Raw genomic sequence first — 18,497 nt, forward strand, 5'->3', positions numbered from 1 at the left:
GGCGTGATGAGAGGGCCAACCACCCTCACTTGTTGGCAAACAGCTCGCCGAGCCAGCGGTTTTCGAAGCGGCCGTGGGGGTCGAGCTCGCCCTTGAGGGCCAGGAAGTCGTGCCAGCGCGGCAGCAGGGCCGGGAAGTCGTAGAGATCCATCGCCAGGTGCTTGCCGAAGTGCGGGGTACCGCCAAGCGGCACCAGCAGCTGTTGCAGCTCGCGCATCTGCTCCATGGAGCCGTTGACGAAGGTGCCGTCCGCCGCCAGATAGACCAGGAAACCAATCCAGCACACCGACTTGCCATGGGCTGCGCTGAGCCAGGCCTCTGAGGGACCGGTGCAGCGCAGGATAAAGGGGTAGTGCAGCACGCCCGGGTTGGCCTCCTGCCAGGCCTGCAGGATCTCGAGGGCCTCGCCCATGCGTTCGAGGGGCACCGCCACCTCGCAGTTGATCTGGGGCGCCGGGATCCCCTTGCAGAGGATCTGGTAGACGTTGCCCACCAGATCCGAGGCGTCCTTGAAGCGGCGTACCGTCTCGAAGTGCTCCCCCGCCAGCGCCTCGTCCTTGGTGTCTTTTGCCATCTTCTGCAGGGTGGCGTCGATAGTGGCGTTCATGCGGCCGTCGATGTCCCCCTCCAGCTGCAGCGGCTCGCTGCCGGCGGCGCGGTAGCGGGCCACCTCCTCCTCGGAAGCGGGATCCACCAGCCAGATGTGGCTCTCCCCGGTCCAGGCAAACCACCAGCTCTTCACGAAGGCATGCTCGCGGTTGAGGCGCTCGTTATGCGCCAGCAGGAAGGGGTAGTCGGTGGTGAACTTGGTGCAGCGCATGATGCGGTTCGGCACGGTGCGCAGGGTGACGTCGAGCAGGATGCCGAGCATCCCCATCCCCATCACGAAGGCGCCGAAGCGCGGATCGGTGCGATCCACCCGGATGATCTCCCCATCGGCCAGCATCACGGTCAGCGCCTCCACCGCGTCGCACAGGGCGGACTGGTGCAGCCCCTGACCATGGGTGCCGGTGCTGAGCGCCCCGCCCAGGGTCTGGATGCCGATGACGCCGGGGGACGCGGGCAGCATGCGATCCATGGCGACAAGATCCGCATAGACGGTGTCCAGCGGCGTGCCCGCCTGATAGGTCACGGTGTCGGCGGTGTGTCCCAGGGGGCCACGCAGGTGGTGCAGGTCCACCAGCAGCGCCTGGCTGCCCTCGGCATAGACGCTGTGGATGGGCTCAAAGGAGAGGCCGGATCCGATGAGGCGCAGCTTGCGCGTCGGGTATTCGCGCAGCAGCTGTTGCAGCTCGTCGCGATGTTTCGGGCGCCACACCTGCTCCAGGGCGCCGAGGGGATTGGTTCTGGACCAGTTGAACAGCACCTCCCGACTGCCAATCGCCTTGATGCTGTGAAATGCCTGGAACTGAACCGTCATACCGCGCCTCATCTCTATCTGACGTCAAAATGAGCGACGATTCTACCGAAAAGTGGCTGGCAAGGCATGAAAAACAAGCCCCTGCACTTCGCGGGTGGATAGCGGCGCCCCGATGCTGCCTCCTCAGCGCGAGGACTGGGTCAGCGCCAGCAGTAGGCCGAATCCCACCAGCAGGGCGCCAAACACCCGGTCAATCCAGTGGCGCACCGCCAGGAGTCGGGCCCGAACCGAGTCGGTGGAGAAGAAGAGCGCCACCGCGCCAAACCAGAGGCCATGGGCCAGCACGATGAAGGCGCCGTAGCCGAGCTGGACCGCCAGCGGCGTCTGGGGCTGCACCACCTGCATGAAGAGGCTGACGATGAAGATGGTGGTCTTGGGGTTGAGCACATTGGTCAGGAAACCGGTGCGCAGCGCCCCCAGGCTGGAGAGGGTCGGCTGGTCGACATCCCGCTCATCGCTCGCCGGCTTGGCGCGCAGCATCCTGATGCCGAGGAAGAGGAGGTAGGCCGCCCCCGCCAGCTTGATGAAGTTGAACAGCCAGAGCGACTGCTGGATCAGCAGGCCCACCCCGAGCAGGGTGTAGGTCACGTGGACGCAGACCCCGCCCGCGATCCCCAGCGCGGTCAGCACGCCGGTGCGGCGCGAGAGCAGCAGGCTGTTGCGCGACACCATGGCAAAATCGGGTCCGGGGCTGATGACGGCCAGGAGGGTAATGGCGACGACGGCGAGCAGTTCGGTCATGAAAATAGTCCTGATAAGATGGGGTATCGGCTATTTTATTTGGCAATAAAACCAATAACGAACGATAACTTCTGACATGAACGGTGAGAATAATTCACAGAAAAGTCTGTCGCTTCCCTCCCTGACCGCCCTGCGCTGCTTCGAGGTGGCCGCCCGCACCGAACACTTTGGTCGCGCCGCCGACGAGCTGCACCTCACCCACGGCGCCATCAGCCGGGCGGTGCGCCTGCTGGAGGAGGATCTCGGCGTGCAGCTGTTCGAGCGACGCCAGCGCCGGGTCTTCCTGACCGAGGCGGGCAGCCGGCTCCATGAGGCGGTCAGGGAGGGGCTGGGCCAGATCCGGCAGACGGCGCAGGCCCTGCGCCAGCAGAGCCGCCCCCAATCGCTGGTACTCTCCTGCGAGCCCACCCTGCTGATGCGCTGGCTGATCCCGCGCTGGCCTGCATTTCAGGCTGCACACCCGGAGCTGGAGGTGCATCTGATGGCGGGCGGTGGCGCCCTCAGCTTTGACAGCGGCATTGATCTCGCCATCCGGCGCAACGACTTCCACTGGCCCGAAGATCTCCACAGCCAGCCCCTGTTCGAGGAGCGAACCGGGCCTGTCTGCCAGCCGGACAAGGTGGCACAGTTCTTCGAGCGCAAGGGGGATCAGTGGGCCCTGCGGGCGACGGCCCCGCGCCTGCACACCCGGACCCGTCCCGGCGCCTGGCAGGAGTGGCTGCGCAGAGCCGCCCCCATGCAGGCAGACGAGGGGCCGGGGCAGACGTTCGAGCACTTCTACTTCAGCCTGCAGGCGGCGGTGGCCGGCCTTGGCGTCGCCATCGGCCCCTATCGCCAGGTGTGCGACGACATAGAAGCCGGCCTGCTGGTGGCGCCGCTCGGCTTCATTGCGGACGGCACCGGCTATCACCTGCTCGCTCCCACCCGGCCCGAGCCCGGCAGCCCCCACGAGACCCTGGTGAACTGGCTGCACGGCCTGGAGCCCTGAGCCCTGCCCTAGGCGGCGCTGCCGGCAGGTGCCTCCCCGAGGGTCAGCACGCGGCAGAACTCCCGCAGGGGCATGGGGTGGGCAAACAGGTATCCCTGCTGATAGTGGACACCCTTGGCCCTGAGGTAGGCGGCCTGCTGCTCCGTCTCGACCCCTTCCGCCACCAGGGAGAGCCCCAGCCGCCTGCCGAGATCGATGACGTTGTCGACGATGTGCTCCGAGAGGGACTCGGTGCCGATGCGGCGAATGAAGGACTGGTCGATCTTGAGGTAGTCCACGTGGAATTGCTGCAGATAGACCAGGCTGGAGTGGCCCGTGCCGAAGTCGTCCAGGGCCAGTTGCACCCCCATCTCGTCCAGCGCCTTGAACAGCGCCAGGGTGTGGGGATCCGCCGCCAGCAATTCCCGCTCGGTCAGCTCCAGCACCAGGATGATGCGGCCGGGCTCGAAGCGATCGAGGAAGCGTCGGCACTCCCCGATCAGGATATCGTCGCGGCAATGGGCGGCACTGATGTTGAAGCTGATGTGACACCCGCGGGGCAGTGCAGCCTGCTCGTCTGCCAGCTGCCGGCCCACCTCCTCCATGAGGAGAGTGGTCATGGGAACGATCAGGCCGCAGGCCTCTGCCTGGGGGATGAACAGGTCCGGTCGCACCAACCCCATGTCAGGGTGCTGCCAGCGCATCAGCACCTCGGCCCCCACGATGCGTCCGCTGCCACTCTCCACCAGGGGTTGCAGATAGGGAACGAACTCCCTCCCCCGCAGGGCCCGTGCCAGCTCGTTCGCCGGCGAGCGGGGCCGCCCCAGCAGCCACCAGATGAGCAGGGCGAAACCGGCGCTGACCCCGGCCAGCAGCAACAACCCGAAGCGGTGCGTCTGCAGCAGACCCTGCCAGTTCGAGGGGCTTCTATACCCCACATAGATGGAGAAGGGGTAGACCGTCGAACTCATCATGACGCCGCCATGGGGAAGCGCCTCGGGGGACCGCATGAATAGATGGCCCCGCTGGTCCAGCCAGCGTTCACCGACCTTGAGCCTGATCTCGAGGGAGGGATCCTTGAGATTCAACATGAAGCTGAGATAGTCCCCGTCGATGACGCTGAGGGCGGCACGGCGCCCCTTGGCGGCACGCACCACCAGGAAGGGGTGATCCTGTCGTATGGGGCTGACGTTACCGAGTTGCAGCATCCCCTTGACGAAGTGTTCCACCGAATAGGCCATCCGGTATGGGCCGAAGAAGGAGGTGCAATAGATGCTGCCATGGCGGGCCAGATTCACCGAACGCACGAAGGGCACCTCGGCCACCTGCTGTCGCAAGGCCGGCAGCACGGGGGCACACGACTGATCCAGCAGGGGCAATGCCCTGCGATTGGCCTCGTCGGCGTGGCCGAGCATGGTCTCCAGCAGGGTCACGGTATGGGTCGCGGCCCCCTCCGACTCCAGCTGCAGATTGCGCAGGTAATGGCTGTGGAGCCCCCAGGTGCCGAGCAGCATGGGCACGGAGAACACCAGCAGGGCGAGGAGCAGACGCAGCCAGGGATGAGCCGTATCGAGCCGCAGTGAATAAGGCATGGGGGATCCGCTAAAAATGGGACGGTCAGTCTAGCGACCGACGCTGAACCCAACCCTAACCGGATAAAAAACCGTCAACCCGGGGGACAGGCCATCCGTCAACCCGGGCTTGGGATAAGGGGCTTCACCTTGGTTATCAGGCGGGACACCGGACTATGCCACGGAGCGCCTGGGCGACAGTCCCTCGCAAAACCGGGGCAGCGGCACCGGCTTGCCATAGAGATAGCCCTGCAGATAGTCGACCCCCTTGCCGCGCAGATAGTCGGCCTGTTCCCGGGTCTCGACCCCCTCCGCCACCAGGGCGAGGCCAAGGCGGCTCGCCAGATCGATCACGTTGTCGACGATGTGCCGGGAGAGGGATTCGGTGCCGATCCTGCGGATAAATGACTGATCTATCTTGAGATAATCCACATGGAACTGCTGCAGGTAGCGCAGGCTGGAGTGGCCTGTGCCAAAGTCGTCGATGGCCAGCCTGACCCCCATCTGATCCAGCTGCTGGAACAGGGAGATCGTCTGGTGATCCGCCACCAGCAACTCCCGCTCGGTCAGCTCGAGCACCATCACCACCTTGCCGGGTGCAAAGTGATCGAGAAAGGTGCGGCACTCGCTGAGCAGGGAGAAGTCGTGGCAGTGGGCCGCACTGATGTTGAAGCTGATGTGAAAGCCATCCGGCAGCTCCGCCTGCACCCGCCCCAGCTGGTTCGCCACGCTTCTCATCATCTGGCTGGTCATGGGCACGATAAGGCCGGACTCCTCCGCCTGGGGAATGAAGAGATCGGGGCGGATCACCCCCTCGGTGGCATGGTGCCAGCGCATCAGCACCTCTCCTCCCACCATGCTGCCGTCATCGCTGGCGACCAGCGGTTGCAGGTAGGGAACGAACTCCCTGGCGCGCAGGGCCCGTTTCAGCTCGTCATTGGGGGAGCCCGGACGCCCCAGCACCCACCACACCAGCCAGGCGAGCAGCGAGGAGGTCACCGCCAGTGACAACAATGCCAACCGACGCTCTTCCCAGAGTGACTGCCAGTAGTGCGGCATGCTGTAGCCGGCGTAGATGGTGAAGGGATAGCGTTTGGAAGAGATCTCGAGGCTGGTACTGCGCTCCAGCCTGGGAACATGGTCCAGGTAGCGGCCAGCCTCATCGATGCTGGCCGATCCCACCTGCAGCAGCAGGACGTCGGGCTTGTCTCCCAGGGAGAGCATGAAACCGAGCAGGGAGCTGTCGACGGCGCTGAGGACGGCATCCCTGCCCTGCTCGGTACGCACCACCAGCAGGGGGTGGTTCTGCCTAACCTTGTTGCCGCGCATCAGCAGCAACTTGCGGTCGAGATAGCGGGAGCCATCGTCGGCCTCCCTGACTGCCCCGAACAACGAGGTACAACGGATCACCCCGTCACTGACCAGGTTGACCGAGCGCAGGAAGGGCTCCAACGCCACGTTCTTGCGCAAGAGCAGCAAATTGCGTTCACAGGGGGCCGCCACAAACGGCAGCATTTCCCGGTTGACCTGTTCCGCACGATCCAGCACCTCTTCCATCAAGGTCATCGCCTTGTGCGCAGAAGCTCTAGAATCGGCTTTAAGATCATAGAGATAGTTGCTGTGAACGATCCAGCCACCGACCAGCAGAGGGAGCAAGAACGCCAGCAGCGTGCTGCCGATGCGCAACCTGGTACGGGAAAGATCCAACCGGAAAAGAAACATAAAAAAACCACGCCACAAGCAGCCAGGCCCGCCCAGGCAGGCGCTGCACCAGACCCGGAGTCGGGTTACACCGGCAACGATGACTCATCGCGACCATTCATAACCGAATAACATAACGCAACACGCTTATAAAACGAATCAAACATACTGTGGCCAGATCACACTTATGCCATCCCTCCACAGCAAGAGACCCGTATAGAAACGAATAATGCCGCGTCGGGACGCGGCATTAGGGTTTGTTTCCTGAACGGCCTCAGGTGGGATCCGGTTATACCGCCTGTTGCAGGATCACCGCATCAGCCTTCTTGGTGTAGGAGGCGATCTCGTTGAAGTTGAGGTAGCGATAGGTATCGGCGGCAGTGGCATCCAGCGACTTGGCATACTGCAGGTACTCGGCCACGGTCGGGATCTTGCCGAGGATGGCAGCAACCGCAGCCAGTTCGGCAGAAGCCAGATAGACGTTGGCACCCTTGCCCAGACGGTTCGGGAAGTTGCGAGTGGAGGTGGAGACCACGGAGGCCCCTTCTGCCACGCGCGCCTGGTTACCCATGCACAGGGAGCAGCCCGGGATCTCGATGCGGGCACCGACCCGGCCGAAGATGCCGTAGTAGCCCTCTTCGGTCAGCTGATCCTTGTCCATCTTGGTCGGCGGCGCGATCCACATGCGGGTCGGCAGCTCGCCCTGGTACTTCTCGAGCAGTTTGCCAGCGGCACGGAAGTGGCCGATGTTGGTCATGCAGGAACCGATGAACACCTCGTCGATCTGATCGCCGGCTACCGTGCTCAGCAGACGGGCGTCGTCCGGATCGTTCGGCGCGCACAGGATCGGCTCCTTGATGGTGGCCAGATCGATCTCGATGATTTCGGCGTACTCGGCATCCTTGTCCGCTTCCATCAGCACCGGGTTCGCCAGCCACTCTTCCATCCCCTTGATGCGGCGGGTGATGGTGCGCACGTCGCCGTAGCCTTCGGAGAGCATCCACTTCAGCATGACGATGTTGGACTTCAGATACTCGATGATCGGCTCTTTATCCAGCTTGATGGTGCAACCGGCGGCGGAACGCTCGGCGCTGGCGTCGGCCAGCTCGAACGCCTGCTCCACCTTCAGGGTCGGCAGACCTTCGATCTCGAGGATGCGGCCGGAGAAGATGTTCTTCTTGCCCGCTTTCTCGACGGTCAGCAGCCCTTTCTGGATGGCGGCGTAGGGGATGGCGTGGACCAGGTCACGCAAGGTGATGCCCGGCTGCAGCTCGCCCTTGAAGCGCACCAGCACGGATTCCGGCATGTCCAGCGGCATGACGCCGGTGGCGGCGGCGAAGGCCACCAGGCCAGAGCCCGCCGGGAAGGAGATGCCGATGGGGAAACGGGTGTGGGAGTCACCACCGGTACCCACGGTATCCGGCAGCAGCATGCGGTTCAGCCAGGAGTGGATGACGCCGTCACCCGGGCGCAGGGAGACACCGCCGCGGTTCATGATGAAGTCCGGCAGGGTGTGGTGGGTCTGCACGTCGATGGGCTTGGGATAGGCCGCGGTGTGGCAGAAGGACTGCATGGTCAGATCGGCGGAGAAGCCGAGGCAGGCCAGATCTTTCAGTTCGTCGCGGGTCATCGGGCCCGTGGTGTCCTGGGAGCCGACCGTGGTCATCTTGGGTTCGCAATAGGTGCCCGGGCGGATGCCCTTCACGCCGCACGCCTTGCCCACCATCTTCTGGGCCAGGGTGAAGCCCTTGCCGGTGTCGGCGACAGGCTGCGGACGACGGAACACGGTGGAGAACGGCAGACCCAGCGCTTCGCGGGCCTTGTCGGTCAGGCCACGGCCGATGATCAGCGGAATACGGCCACCAGCGCGCACTTCGTCGATCAGCACCTCGGTTTTCAGTTCGAACCGGGCCAGCACCTCGTCGGTGCCGTGGCGAGTGATCTTGCCCTCATAGGGGAAGATGTCGATGACGTCGCCCATCGCAAGTGCAGAGACGTCTACCTCGATGGGCAGGGCGCCGGCATCTTCCATGGTGTTGAAGAAGATGGGGGCGATCTTGCCGCCCAGACAGACGCCGCCGGCGCGCTTGTTCGGCACGAACGGAATGTCGTCGCCCATGAACCAGAGCACGGAGTTGGTGGCGGACTTGCGGGAGGAGCCGGTACCGACCACGTCACCGACGTAAGCCAGCGGGAAGCCCTGCTCTTTCAGCGCGTCTATGGTCTTGATGGGGCCGATGACGCCGTCCTTGTCCGGAGTGATGCCGGGACGGGCGTTCTTCAGCATCGCCAGGGCGTGCAGCGGAATGTCGGGGCGGGACCAGGCGTCCGGCGCCGGCGACAGATCGTCGGTGTTGGTTTCGCCGGTCACCTTGAAGACGGTGACGGTGATCTTCTCGGCCAGGGCCGGGCGGGAGAGGAACCACTCGGCGTCGGCCCAGGATTGCAGCACCTGCTTGGCATGGGCATTGCCCGCCTTGGCCTTCTCTTCCACGTCGTGGAAGGAGTCGAACATCAGCAGGGTGTGGGAGAGGCCCTTGGCAGCAAGAGGGGCCAGCTGGGCATCGTCCAGCAGATCGATCAGCGGCTGGATGTTGTAGCCACCCTGCATGGTACCGAGCAGCTCGACGGCTTCGGCGGCAGTCAGGATGGGGGAATGGGCCTCGCCCTTGGCGATGGCGGTCAGGAAGCCGGCTTTCACATAGGCCGCTTCATCAACACCCGGGGGAATGCGGGAGGACAACAGTTCTTTCAGAAAGTCCTGTTCGCCGGCGGGCGGATTCTTGATCAGCTCAACCAGGGCGGCGACCTGCTCTGCGTCCAGAGGTTTGGCGACCACGCCTTCGGCGGCACGTTCTGCGACGTGTTTACGGTATGTTTCAAGCACGACTAATTCCTCTTTGGTCTTTTTTTGGGGGTTCGCCCAAGCTCGCGGCGATCGTCCTTGCGGGACACCCGTAGGGTGCCCCCCACTATATAAGTTTTAACGACTAATTAAAATCCAAAGCCTGTGCAGTTATTCATCAAACCAGCATAACCATATAAACCCATTAGGTTTTTTTAGAGTGGCAAGCCACCCACCCAAGGTGAGTTAACAAAAAGGCAGCATTTCCCCCTTATTGGAACGTAGTGCCCAATTGCAGATAGAACATGTCATGTCCCCCCTCCGCCATGCCATAGCCGAGGAAGATGGGGCCGAGGAAGCTCTCCACCCCCAGATAGACGGATCCCGAGGTGTAGGAGGACTCCAGGCTGATGTCCCTCCCCTTGTCCCAGACGCCGCCCTGCTCCAGGGAGCCCCCGAGGAACAGGGGCGCCTTGATGGCCCCGAAGTCGTTGTCCGCCACCCGATAGATATAACGCAGACCGCTGAACAGGCTGTAACGACCGCTCAGCTGGTAGTGCTGGAAACCGGACATGCGGAACAGCCCGCCGAGATCCTGCACGAACAGCGGTACCGACTCCTCCGACGTGGAGCCCCCGCCTTCCAGCATCAGGTTGAGGCTGTGCCGGCCCCAGGACCAGGGCTTGATCATCGCCAGGTGGTAGTTCACCCCCTCGGTCTGCTCGGACGCACCCTGGGACGGATCCAGCTCGATGCTGGAATAACCGCCCTTGATGTCCCAATAGGCCCCCTGATAGGGGAAGTAACGGCTGTCCAGGGTGTCGTGCTCGAAACGCACATAGGGGCCCCAGGCCGAGGCGTCGGCGTCGGTATTGGAGATGTTCTGGATCTCCACGTTGCCAACCTTGCCTTCCAGTCCGAGGGAGAACCGGCTCCAGGGCTGGCGGTTCCAGCCGACGGCGAGATCCAGGCTGGTGAAGCTGTACTCGGAGTCCAGATAGCTCACCCCGGACGATCGGGTCTGCTCTTCCGGGAAGAAAACGCGGCGCTGGGTCTTGTCATAGGCCAGGCTCGCCTCGCCAAACAAGGTCTGGGAAGGCTCCAGCGGTGTGTAGAAGTCGGTCTTGAGGTGCTTGGCCGTGCCGAGCGACGCCTCGGTCAGCCACTCCGCCCCCCAGTCGTTGACGTTGGTGAGGGTGTAGGACATGCCGACGTTGTAGTTGGAGCTGCTCTCGAAGTCGTCGGAGAAACCGAGCTGGAAGTTGAGATAGCCAGGCCCCCAGTTCTTCTCGCTGGCATCCACCACCAGCACGTTCTCGCCGCCCCGCTCCTCCACCTCGTAGGTAATGCGATCGAACGACTCCAGGGCGTAGAGGCGGCGGATCCCCGCCTCCAGGCTCTCGTAGGTCTGTACCTTGTCCGGGCGCACCTTCAGCATGGCCCGCACCGTCTCGTCGGAGAGGCGGGACTTGTTGATGATCTCCACCTTGTCGATGTAATAGGCTGGCTGGCCGCTGCGTTCGGCACGGCGGCTAAGCTTGCCATTGCGGTAATCGGCATAGGCGTCGGGAGAGAGGGATAGTGCATCAAGCTGGACAGCCGCGCGGTTGGCCACCTGTTCCCCTATCTTTATCCCCTCCGGCATCAGGGCGAAGTCGGCGATGCCCATGTTGCCGAACTCGGGCGTCAGCAGAATGTCGTCAGGTCTCATCAGGGCCTTCTGTTTCTCGGTACCAACCTGGGTCATGTAGGTCGTGAGCTGGTCTATCATGGCCAGCCCGGATTTGAGGGACTCGCGGGTGCGCAGCCTGGCCCCGATGTCCACCGCGATCACCACGTCGGCCCCCATGGCCTTGGCCACGTCCACCGGCATGTTGTTGACCGTGCCGCCGTCGGACAGGATCCGCCCCTCCCAGTCCACCGGCTTGAGCGCCCCCGGGATGGACATGGAGGCCTGCATCGCCTTGGCGAGGCTGCCGTGATCCAGCACGAAGGGGGTGACCGTCTCCATGTCGGTCGCCACCGCCCGATAGGGAATGGGCAGATCGTCGAAGCTCTTCTGGGCCGGCAGGTTGGAGGTCGCGTGTCGCAGCAGGCTGGCCATGGACTGGCCCTGGAAGAAGCCGTCAGGCAGCTGGGTGGAGTCGCCGTTGACCCCGATGTCGGTGCGCAGCTGGTATTTCTCGCTCTGCTGCTTCTTGCGCAGGGAGAGCTCGTCCCGACCGACCTTGTCCTGATACCCCTTGTTCCAGTCGATGGCCAGGGTGGTGCGCTCCACCTCCTCGGCACTGAGCCCCATGGCATACATGCCCGCCACGTAGGAGCCCATGCTGGTCCCGACGATGATGTCCACCGGAATACGCTTCGCCTCCAGCACCTTGAGCACGCCGATATGGGCCGAGCCCTTGGCGCCGCCCCCGCTCAGCACCAGGGCAATCCTGGGCCTCTCCACCTTGGCTGCGGGCGTGGCGGGTCTGGCATCACCCTCCTGGGCCGCTGCCATCAGAGGCAGGGCTGCCAGCAGGAGCATTAACAGGTGAGTCCATCCCCGATGAAAGATGCGCATATGAGTGTCCATTGATCCGGTGCGAGTCGAGTGGCCAGTCTACCGGCCGAGTGCTGCCTACTATAAGTGGATGCACTGTAACCGCAACCCGGGGTGCTGGCGAGATGTGGCAGGCGAGGTGGCTATCCCACCGGCAAAGATGCGCACCAATAAATCTCCGCCCGGATGTGAGCGCAAACGTTAATCGACAATAAACGCCGCCCCCGCTCAAGAAAGCGCCCGCTACGCCGCTAATATGAATTCAACTTCCCGGTTCACAATCCCGAGTCACCCTTATGTTCGCAAGCCTGACACTGAAACAGAAAATTCTGGCCACCGTCATCCTCGCCGTCGCCCTCTCCTGCCTGCTGGTGGGGTATTTCAGCCAGCGTTCGGCACAGCAGCTGATCGAACAGCGCATGTTCCAGCAGGAACTGCCCAACCTCACGCAGCGTATCGGCAAGGAGATCGAGAAGGACCTCACCTCGGTCGCGAACGCCGCCAGGCAGCTGGCCAACGATCGCTTCGTGCTGGACTGGGTCGAGCGCGGCATGCCCAAGGAGCAGGAGGCCATCCTCATCAACCAGCTCAAGGACATGACGAGCCAGTACGGCCTCGTCACCGCCTCCTTCGCCGATCGCCAGAGCGCGGCTTACTACAACCAGGACGGCTTCCTGCGTATCCTGAACCACGACCAGGACAACTGGTTCTACGACTACACCAAGAGCGGCCAGGATCTGATGCTCAGCATCTTTCGCGAGACCAATGGCGAGGTGAAGCTGTTCGTCAACTTCCAGCAGAAGGATGGTCGCGGCCTCGCCGGCCTCGCCAAGTCCCTCGACAGCATGGTCAGCATGCTCGCCGATTTTCGCATCGGTGAGAGCGGCTTCGTCTTCATGACCGATGGCAGTGGCAAGGTGAAACTGCACCCGGACGCGGCCCGCATCGATCGGGACAACCTGACCCAGCTGGCAGAAGGCGGCAGCACCAACCTGCTGGCCAAGCAGCCCTTTGCCGCTACCCACGCCAATGTCGACGGCCAGCCGGTGATCCTGGCCAGCAGCTATATCCCCCTGCTGGACTGGTATCTGGTGGCCCAGGTGCCGGAGAGCGAGATCTTTGCCGAGCTGGATCGGGCACGCCTGCATATCGTGCTGGTCAGCCTGGCCATCGCCGTCGGCATGGGGCTGCTCGGCGTGCTGCTGGCCGGCTCGGTCAGTCGCCCGCTCAACGAGCTGGCTCGCCTGTTCCGGGAACTTGGCAGCGGCGACGGCGATCTGACCCAGCGCCTCAAGGTCGATGGCCGTGACGAACTGGCTCAGGTCGCCACCGGCTTCAACAATTTCGTCACCAAGATCCACGGCTCCATCGAGCAGGTCGCCAGCAACTCCCGTCAGCTGGCCGCCACCGCCAACGAGGTGGCCGCCAAGGCCCAGCTCACCCAGCACAACTGCACCGCCCAGCGGGATCGCACCGTCCAGGTCGCCACCGCCATCCACGAGATGGGGGCCACCGTCAGCGAGATTGCCGGCAATGCGTCCCTGGCTGCCGACGTCGCCAAGCAGGCCAACGAGCAGGCCGATGCGGGGGCCCAGGTCGTGGCCCAGGCCCGCCACGGCATCGTCGGCCTCTCCGGCGAGATCGAGCAGGTCGCCGGGGTCATCGAGTCCCTGGCCAGCCAGACCGACTCCATCGGCAGCATCCTCGACACCATCCGCAGCATCTCCGAGCAGACCAACCTGCTGGCCCTTAATGCCGCCATCGAGGCCGCCCGCGCCGGTGAGCAGGGCCGCGGCTTCGCCGTGGTGGCCGACGAGGTGCGCAACCTCGCCAGCCGCTCCGCCGCCTCCACCGCCGAGATCCAGGTCATGATCAACAGCCTCCAGGAGCAGAGCGCCCGCGCCGTCAGTGCCATGGCCCAGGGCCGCAACCAGAGCCAGCTGGTGGTCACCCAGGCCGACGAGGCCAACGGGGCCCTCGATCAAATCACAGGCCACATCACCCAGATCAGCGACATGAACATCCAGGTCGCCACCGCCACCGAGGAGCAGTCCAGCGTGGTCGGGGAGATCAACCGCAATGTGGAGGACATCAACCAGCTCACCATGGAGACGGCCGACATCGCCCACCAGCTCACCGAGTCCAGCCGCAGCCTGCAACAGCTCTCCGGCGAGCTCGACAAGCTGGTCGGCAACTTCCGGCTGTGACCCCTTCCCCCTCGTTTTATGAACCAGGGAGCCAACGCGCTCCCTTTTTCATGGCAACGGCAGGCCATGACGCAACGCCGCCAATTCGACTCAGGATTCCTGGCCGCAATGCTTCATAATCAGGGGAGAACCAAGGAGAACGAGAATGGGCAAACTGATGATGGTCATGGTACTGGGCGCACTGCTGTCGGCCTGCAGTAGCGGTCCGGTGCGAGTACACGGCGCCGATGTCAGTGTGGATGACACCCGGATCAGGGTCTACGACGGCCACCACGACCGCTATTACGACGACGATTATCATGGCGGCCAGCGGGGCCACTTCTGTCCACCAGGGCAGGCCAAGAAAGGGCGCTGCTAGCGCCTTTTTCATGCCCGTTCCCCGGGCGGAGCAGACCCTCTACCACATCACTGGCGAGCGCCGTGATGCGCCGCCGAGCACCACCTCAACACGGCACGCACTTCCCCTCATGAAGGATGCTGGACTGGCTCATCGCGATGCCAGCGGCAAGTCGTGACGCAACACCATCAATCCGCCCCGGTATTCATGGTGAACGGCAACATAATCAGGGGAAACACAGGAGGTTGTTATGGACAAGCGGATTCTGATCGTACTGCTTGGCGCCTTGCTCAGCGGTTGCGCCAGTGGCCCGGTGCGGGTCCACGGCGCGGATTTCAGCGTGGATGACGCGCACATCCGGGTGAGCGACGGCTACTACCGTTACCATGGCGACCACTACTATCGTCATTACGACGATCACCATCACCACCACCGCGACAGGTACTATCGCGAACGGGACTACCGGGACCATTACGATGGTCATCACCACGGCGGCTATCGCTCGTTCTGCCCGCCGGGCCAGGCGAAGAAGGGACGCTGCTGACGGCAAAGCCCCGAAAGACGGACAACAAAAAGCCGCTCCATGGAGCGGCTTTTTCACAGGCGGGAAGAAGCTTATTTCTTCTTCTTGGCCTTGGCGTTCGGCAGGTCGGTGATGGAGCCTTCGAACACTTCGGCAGCCAGGCCCACGGACTCGTGCAGAGTCGGGTGAGCGTGGATGGTCAGCGCGATGTCTTCGGCGTCGGCACCCATCTCGATGGCCAGACCGATTTCACCCAGCAGTTCACCGCCGTTGGTACCCACGATGGCACCACCGATGACGCGGCCGCTCTCCTTGTCGAAGATCAGCTTGGTCATGCCATCGGCGCAGTCGGACGCGATGGCACGACCGGACGCAGCCCACGGGAAGGTGGCGACTTCGAAGTTCAGGCCCTGTTGCTTGGCTTCCTTCTCGGTCAGACCCACCCAGGCCATCTCAGGCTCGGTGTAGGCGATGGACGGGATCACTTTCGGGTCGAAGTAGTGCTTCTTGCCAGCGATGACTTCGGCCGCGACGTGGCCTTCGTGCACACCCTTGTGGGCCAGCATGGGCTGACCGACGATGTCGCCGATGGCGTGGATGTGGGCCACGTTGGTACGCAGCTGCTTGTCCACCTCGATGAAACCGCGCTCGTTGACGGCAACGCCCGCCTTCTCGGCGTCCAGCATCTTGCCGTTCGGCACGCGGCCTACGGCAACCAGCACGTTGTCGTAGCGCACCGGCTCGGCCGGGGCGTGCTTGCCTTCGTAGGAGACGTACAGGCCGTCTTCACGGGCTTCAACTGCGGTGACCTTGGTCTCCAGCATGATGTTGAATTTCTTGGCAACGCGCTTGGTGTAGATCTTGACGATGTCTTTATCGGCAGCCGGTACCAGCTGGTCGGCAAATTCCACCACGTCGATCTCGGAGCCCAGGGAGGAGTACACGGTACCCATCTCCAGACCGATGATGCCGCCACCGATAACCAGCAGCTTGCCCGGTACGGTAGTCAGTTCCAGCGCATCGGTAGAGTCCCACACGCGCGGATCTTCATGGGGGATGAACGGCAGCTTCACCGGACGGGAACCCGCGGCGATGATGGCATTGTCGAAGGTAACGGTGGTCTTGCCGTCGGCGCCTTCCACTTCCAGGGTGTTCGGGCCGGTGAACTTGCCGAAGCCGTTCACGACCTGGACTTTACGCATCTTGGCCATGCCAGCCAGACCGCCGGTCAGCTGGTTGATGACCTTCTCTTTCCACAGACGCACCTTGTCGATGTCGGTCTGCGGGGCACCGAATACGATGCCGTGCTCGGCCAGCGCCTTGGCTTCTTCAATGACTTTGGCGACGTGCAGCAGTGCCTTGGACGGGATGCAGCCCACGTTCAGGCAGACGCCACCCAGGGTGGAGTAACGCTCGACGATAATGGTATCCAGACCCAAGTCAGCCGCACGGAAGGCAGCGGAATAACCGGCAGGGCCAGCACCCAGTACTACGACCTGGGTTTTGATTTCTTTACTCATCATGACCTCTTTGTCGTTCTTATATCCCCGGACAGCACAGTCTTATGCCAGACAAGGCGGCTGCAGCCGTGAAAAAAACGGGGCAAGTTTACAATCCTGTTAATGAAATGAGAAGCAAAAAGGGCGGGCTCTGGGCCCGCCCTCTCACTTACAGGACCAGTCGACGAATGTCGGACAGTACACCACTCAGGGTGGTGATGAAGCGAGCACCGTCGGCGCCGTCGATGACGCGGTGGTCGTAGCTCAGAGCCAGCGGCAGCATCAGACGCGGCACGAACTCTTTACCGTTCCACTTCGGCTTCATCTCGGACTTGGAGACGCCCAGGATGGCCACTTCCGGCGCGTTGACGATCGGGGTAAAGCTGGTACCACCGATGCCACCCAGGCTGGAAATGGTGAAGCAACCGCCCTGCATATCGGCAGCGGTCAGCTTGCCGGCACGGGCCTTCTTGGAGATCTCGGCCAGATCGCGGGACAGCTCGTGGATGCCCTTCTTGTTGACGTCGCGAACCACCGGAACCACCAGACCGTTGGGGGTATCCACCGCCACACCGATGTGGATGTACTTCTTCATGATCAGCTTGCTGCCGTCTTCGGACAGGGCGCTGCAGAAGCGCGGATGGGCTTCCAGGGCCTTGGCGGCCGCCTTCAGGATGAACACCAGCGGGGTGATCTTCACGTCCAGCTTCTGCTTCTCGGCCAGGATGTTCTGCTCTTTGCGGAACGCTTCCAGATCCGTGGTATCCGCTTCGTCGAACTGGGTGACGTGGGGGATCATGGCCCAGTTACGATGCAGGGCAGGACCGGAGATCTTCTGGATACGGGTCAGTTCCAGCTCTTCGACCGGGCCGAACTTGCTGAAATCAACCTTCGGCCAGGCGACGACGCTCATGCCGTTGCCAGTGCCGGTGCCAGCAGCCGGAGCGGACTCGGCGCGCTTGACCGCGTCCTTCACGTAAGCCTGCACGTCTTCTTTGACGATGCGACCCTTGCGACCGGAGGCTTTCACCTTGGCCAGGTTGACGCCGAACTCGCGTGCCAGACGGCGAACCGCCGGGGAGGCGTGGACGTAGGCATCGTTGGCCACGAAGTCGGAAGCGGCAGCAGCCTGGGCAACCGGCGCAGGGGCGGCGGCAACCGGAGCGGCAGCAACAGGCGCAGGGGCGGCGGCAGGAGCAGCCACGGCAGCCGGAGCGGCACCAGCCACTTCGAACACCATGATCAGGGAACCGGTGGAGACCTTGTCACCCGCCTTCACCTTGATCTCCTTGACCACACCGGCGAACGGCGCAGGCACTTCCATGGAGGCCTTGTCGCCTTCCACGGCGATCAGGGACTGGTCGGCTTCAACCTTGTCACCCACGGCCACCATGATCTCGGTGACTTCCACTTCGTCACCACCGATGTCCGGTACGTTGACGTCCTTGGCACCGGCAGCAACCGGAGCGGCAGCCACGGGGGCGGCCGCAGGAGCCGGAGCGGCAGCAGCGGCCGGGGCAGCGCCCGCCACTTCGAATACCATCACCAGGGAACCGGTGGAGACCTTGGCACCAGCGGCAACCTTGATCTCGACCACGCGACCGGCGAACGGTGCCGGCACTTCCATGGAGGCCTTGTCACCTTCCACGGCGATGATGGACTGGTCGGCTTCAACCATGTCGCCCACGGCAACCATGATTTCAGTCACTTCGACTTCGTCACCACCGATGTCCGGCACGTTGACGTCTTGGCGAGCGGCAGCGGCCGGAGCGGCGGCCGGCGCAGCAGCAACCGGGGCAGCAGCCTGGGCCGGAGCCGGTGCGGCAGCACCCTCGGCTTCGAAGACCATGATCTGGGAACCGGTGGCAACCTTGTCGCCCACCTTGATCAGGATCTCTTTGACGATACCCGCGGCCGGAGCCGGGACTTCCATGGAAGCCTTGTCACCTTCCACGGCGATCAGGGACTGGTCCAGCTCGACCTTGTCACCCACGGCCACCATGATCTCGGTGACTTCAACTTCATCGGCACCGATATCCGGCACCATAATCTGTTTGGACATTGCGCTTTATCCTCTTGCGTGTATCCGCGTGACGGGCTGACCCCGCTCACGCGTCTCTCGCGTTAACCTTTGCAAGGTC

The 18,497-nt window shown here is 63.3% G+C and carries 12 protein-coding genes; 4 read left to right on the plus strand and 8 right to left on the minus strand.

Annotation, left to right across the window (positions count from 1 at the left end; translation table 11 throughout):
- Window positions 1–25: 25 nt before the first annotated feature.
- Together J9885_RS00250 and J9885_RS00255 are read right to left on the minus strand one after the other, a co-directional pair.
- On the minus strand, window positions 26–1,420 hold the full coding sequence (locus J9885_RS00250; protein WP_043762864.1) for a D-arabinono-1,4-lactone oxidase: 1,395 nt from the start codon (window positions 1,418–1,420) through the stop codon (window positions 26–28).
- A 123-nt stretch (window positions 1,421–1,543) separates the two neighbouring features.
- The gene (locus J9885_RS00255) at window positions 1,544–2,161 is read right to left on the minus strand and encodes a LysE family transporter (RefSeq protein ID WP_043762862.1); all 618 of its coding nucleotides are present in this window, start codon (window positions 2,159–2,161) and stop codon (window positions 1,544–1,546) included.
- A gap of 76 nt (window positions 2,162–2,237) precedes the next feature.
- Between J9885_RS00255 and J9885_RS00260 the strand changes: the two genes are divergently transcribed.
- Window positions 2,238–3,149, plus strand: a complete 912-nt coding sequence (locus J9885_RS00260) for a LysR family transcriptional regulator (RefSeq protein WP_210547728.1) — start codon at window positions 2,238–2,240, stop codon at window positions 3,147–3,149.
- Between the two features lie 8 nt (window positions 3,150–3,157).
- On the opposite strand, the gene J9885_RS00265 is transcribed toward J9885_RS00260, so the two are convergent.
- The 4 genes from J9885_RS00265 to J9885_RS00280 form a co-directional block, all read right to left on the minus strand.
- Window positions 3,158–4,720, minus strand: coding sequence for a cyclic diguanylate phosphodiesterase (locus J9885_RS00265; RefSeq protein ID WP_210547729.1), 1,563 nt, complete (start codon window positions 4,718–4,720; stop codon window positions 3,158–3,160).
- A gap of 153 nt (window positions 4,721–4,873) precedes the next feature.
- On the minus strand, window positions 4,874–6,421 hold the full coding sequence (locus J9885_RS00270; protein ID WP_210547730.1) for a cyclic diguanylate phosphodiesterase: 1,548 nt from the start codon (window positions 6,419–6,421) through the stop codon (window positions 4,874–4,876).
- A gap of 268 nt (window positions 6,422–6,689) precedes the next feature.
- Window positions 6,690–9,287, minus strand: a complete 2,598-nt coding sequence (gene acnB / locus J9885_RS00275) for a bifunctional aconitate hydratase 2/2-methylisocitrate dehydratase (protein ID WP_210547731.1) — start codon at window positions 9,285–9,287, stop codon at window positions 6,690–6,692.
- A 229-nt stretch (window positions 9,288–9,516) separates the two neighbouring features.
- Window positions 9,517–11,811, minus strand: coding sequence for a patatin-like phospholipase family protein (locus J9885_RS00280; RefSeq protein ID WP_210547732.1), 2,295 nt, complete (start codon window positions 11,809–11,811; stop codon window positions 9,517–9,519).
- Between the two features lie 275 nt (window positions 11,812–12,086).
- On the opposite strand from J9885_RS00280, the gene J9885_RS00285 reads away from it, so the two are divergent.
- From J9885_RS00285 to J9885_RS00295, 3 genes are all read left to right on the plus strand, one after another.
- A complete protein-coding gene (locus J9885_RS00285; protein WP_210547733.1) occupies window positions 12,087–13,997 on the plus strand; it encodes a methyl-accepting chemotaxis protein in 1,911 nt (636 codons plus the stop codon).
- Between the two features lie 145 nt (window positions 13,998–14,142).
- Window positions 14,143–14,355: a hypothetical protein gene (locus tag J9885_RS00290; protein WP_043762844.1), complete on the plus strand. Its 213-nt coding sequence runs from the start codon at window positions 14,143–14,145 to the stop codon at window positions 14,353–14,355.
- Window positions 14,356–14,674: 319 nt separating this feature from the next.
- On the plus strand, window positions 14,675–14,878 hold the full coding sequence (locus tag J9885_RS00295; RefSeq protein WP_246876760.1) for a hypothetical protein: 204 nt from the start codon (window positions 14,675–14,677) through the stop codon (window positions 14,876–14,878).
- A 71-nt stretch (window positions 14,879–14,949) separates the two neighbouring features.
- Here the strand turns inward: J9885_RS00295 and lpdA are convergent, their stop codons facing one another.
- Both lpdA and aceF read right to left on the minus strand, forming a co-directional pair.
- Window positions 14,950–16,377 carry a dihydrolipoyl dehydrogenase gene (gene lpdA / locus J9885_RS00300; RefSeq protein ID WP_134694780.1) on the minus strand — a complete coding sequence of 476 codons (1,428 nt, stop codon included), beginning with the start codon at window positions 16,375–16,377 and terminating at the stop codon, window positions 14,950–14,952.
- 148 nt (window positions 16,378–16,525) lie between these two features.
- On the minus strand, window positions 16,526–18,418 hold the full coding sequence (gene aceF / locus J9885_RS00305; protein ID WP_210547734.1) for a pyruvate dehydrogenase complex dihydrolipoyllysine-residue acetyltransferase: 1,893 nt from the start codon (window positions 18,416–18,418) through the stop codon (window positions 16,526–16,528).
- Window positions 18,419–18,497: the final 79 nt, after the last annotated feature.

Source organism: Aeromonas sp. SrichE-2G, from assembly GCF_017939565.1.
In the GTDB taxonomy this organism is placed as follows: Bacteria; Pseudomonadota; Gammaproteobacteria; order Enterobacterales; family Aeromonadaceae; genus Aeromonas; species Aeromonas taiwanensis.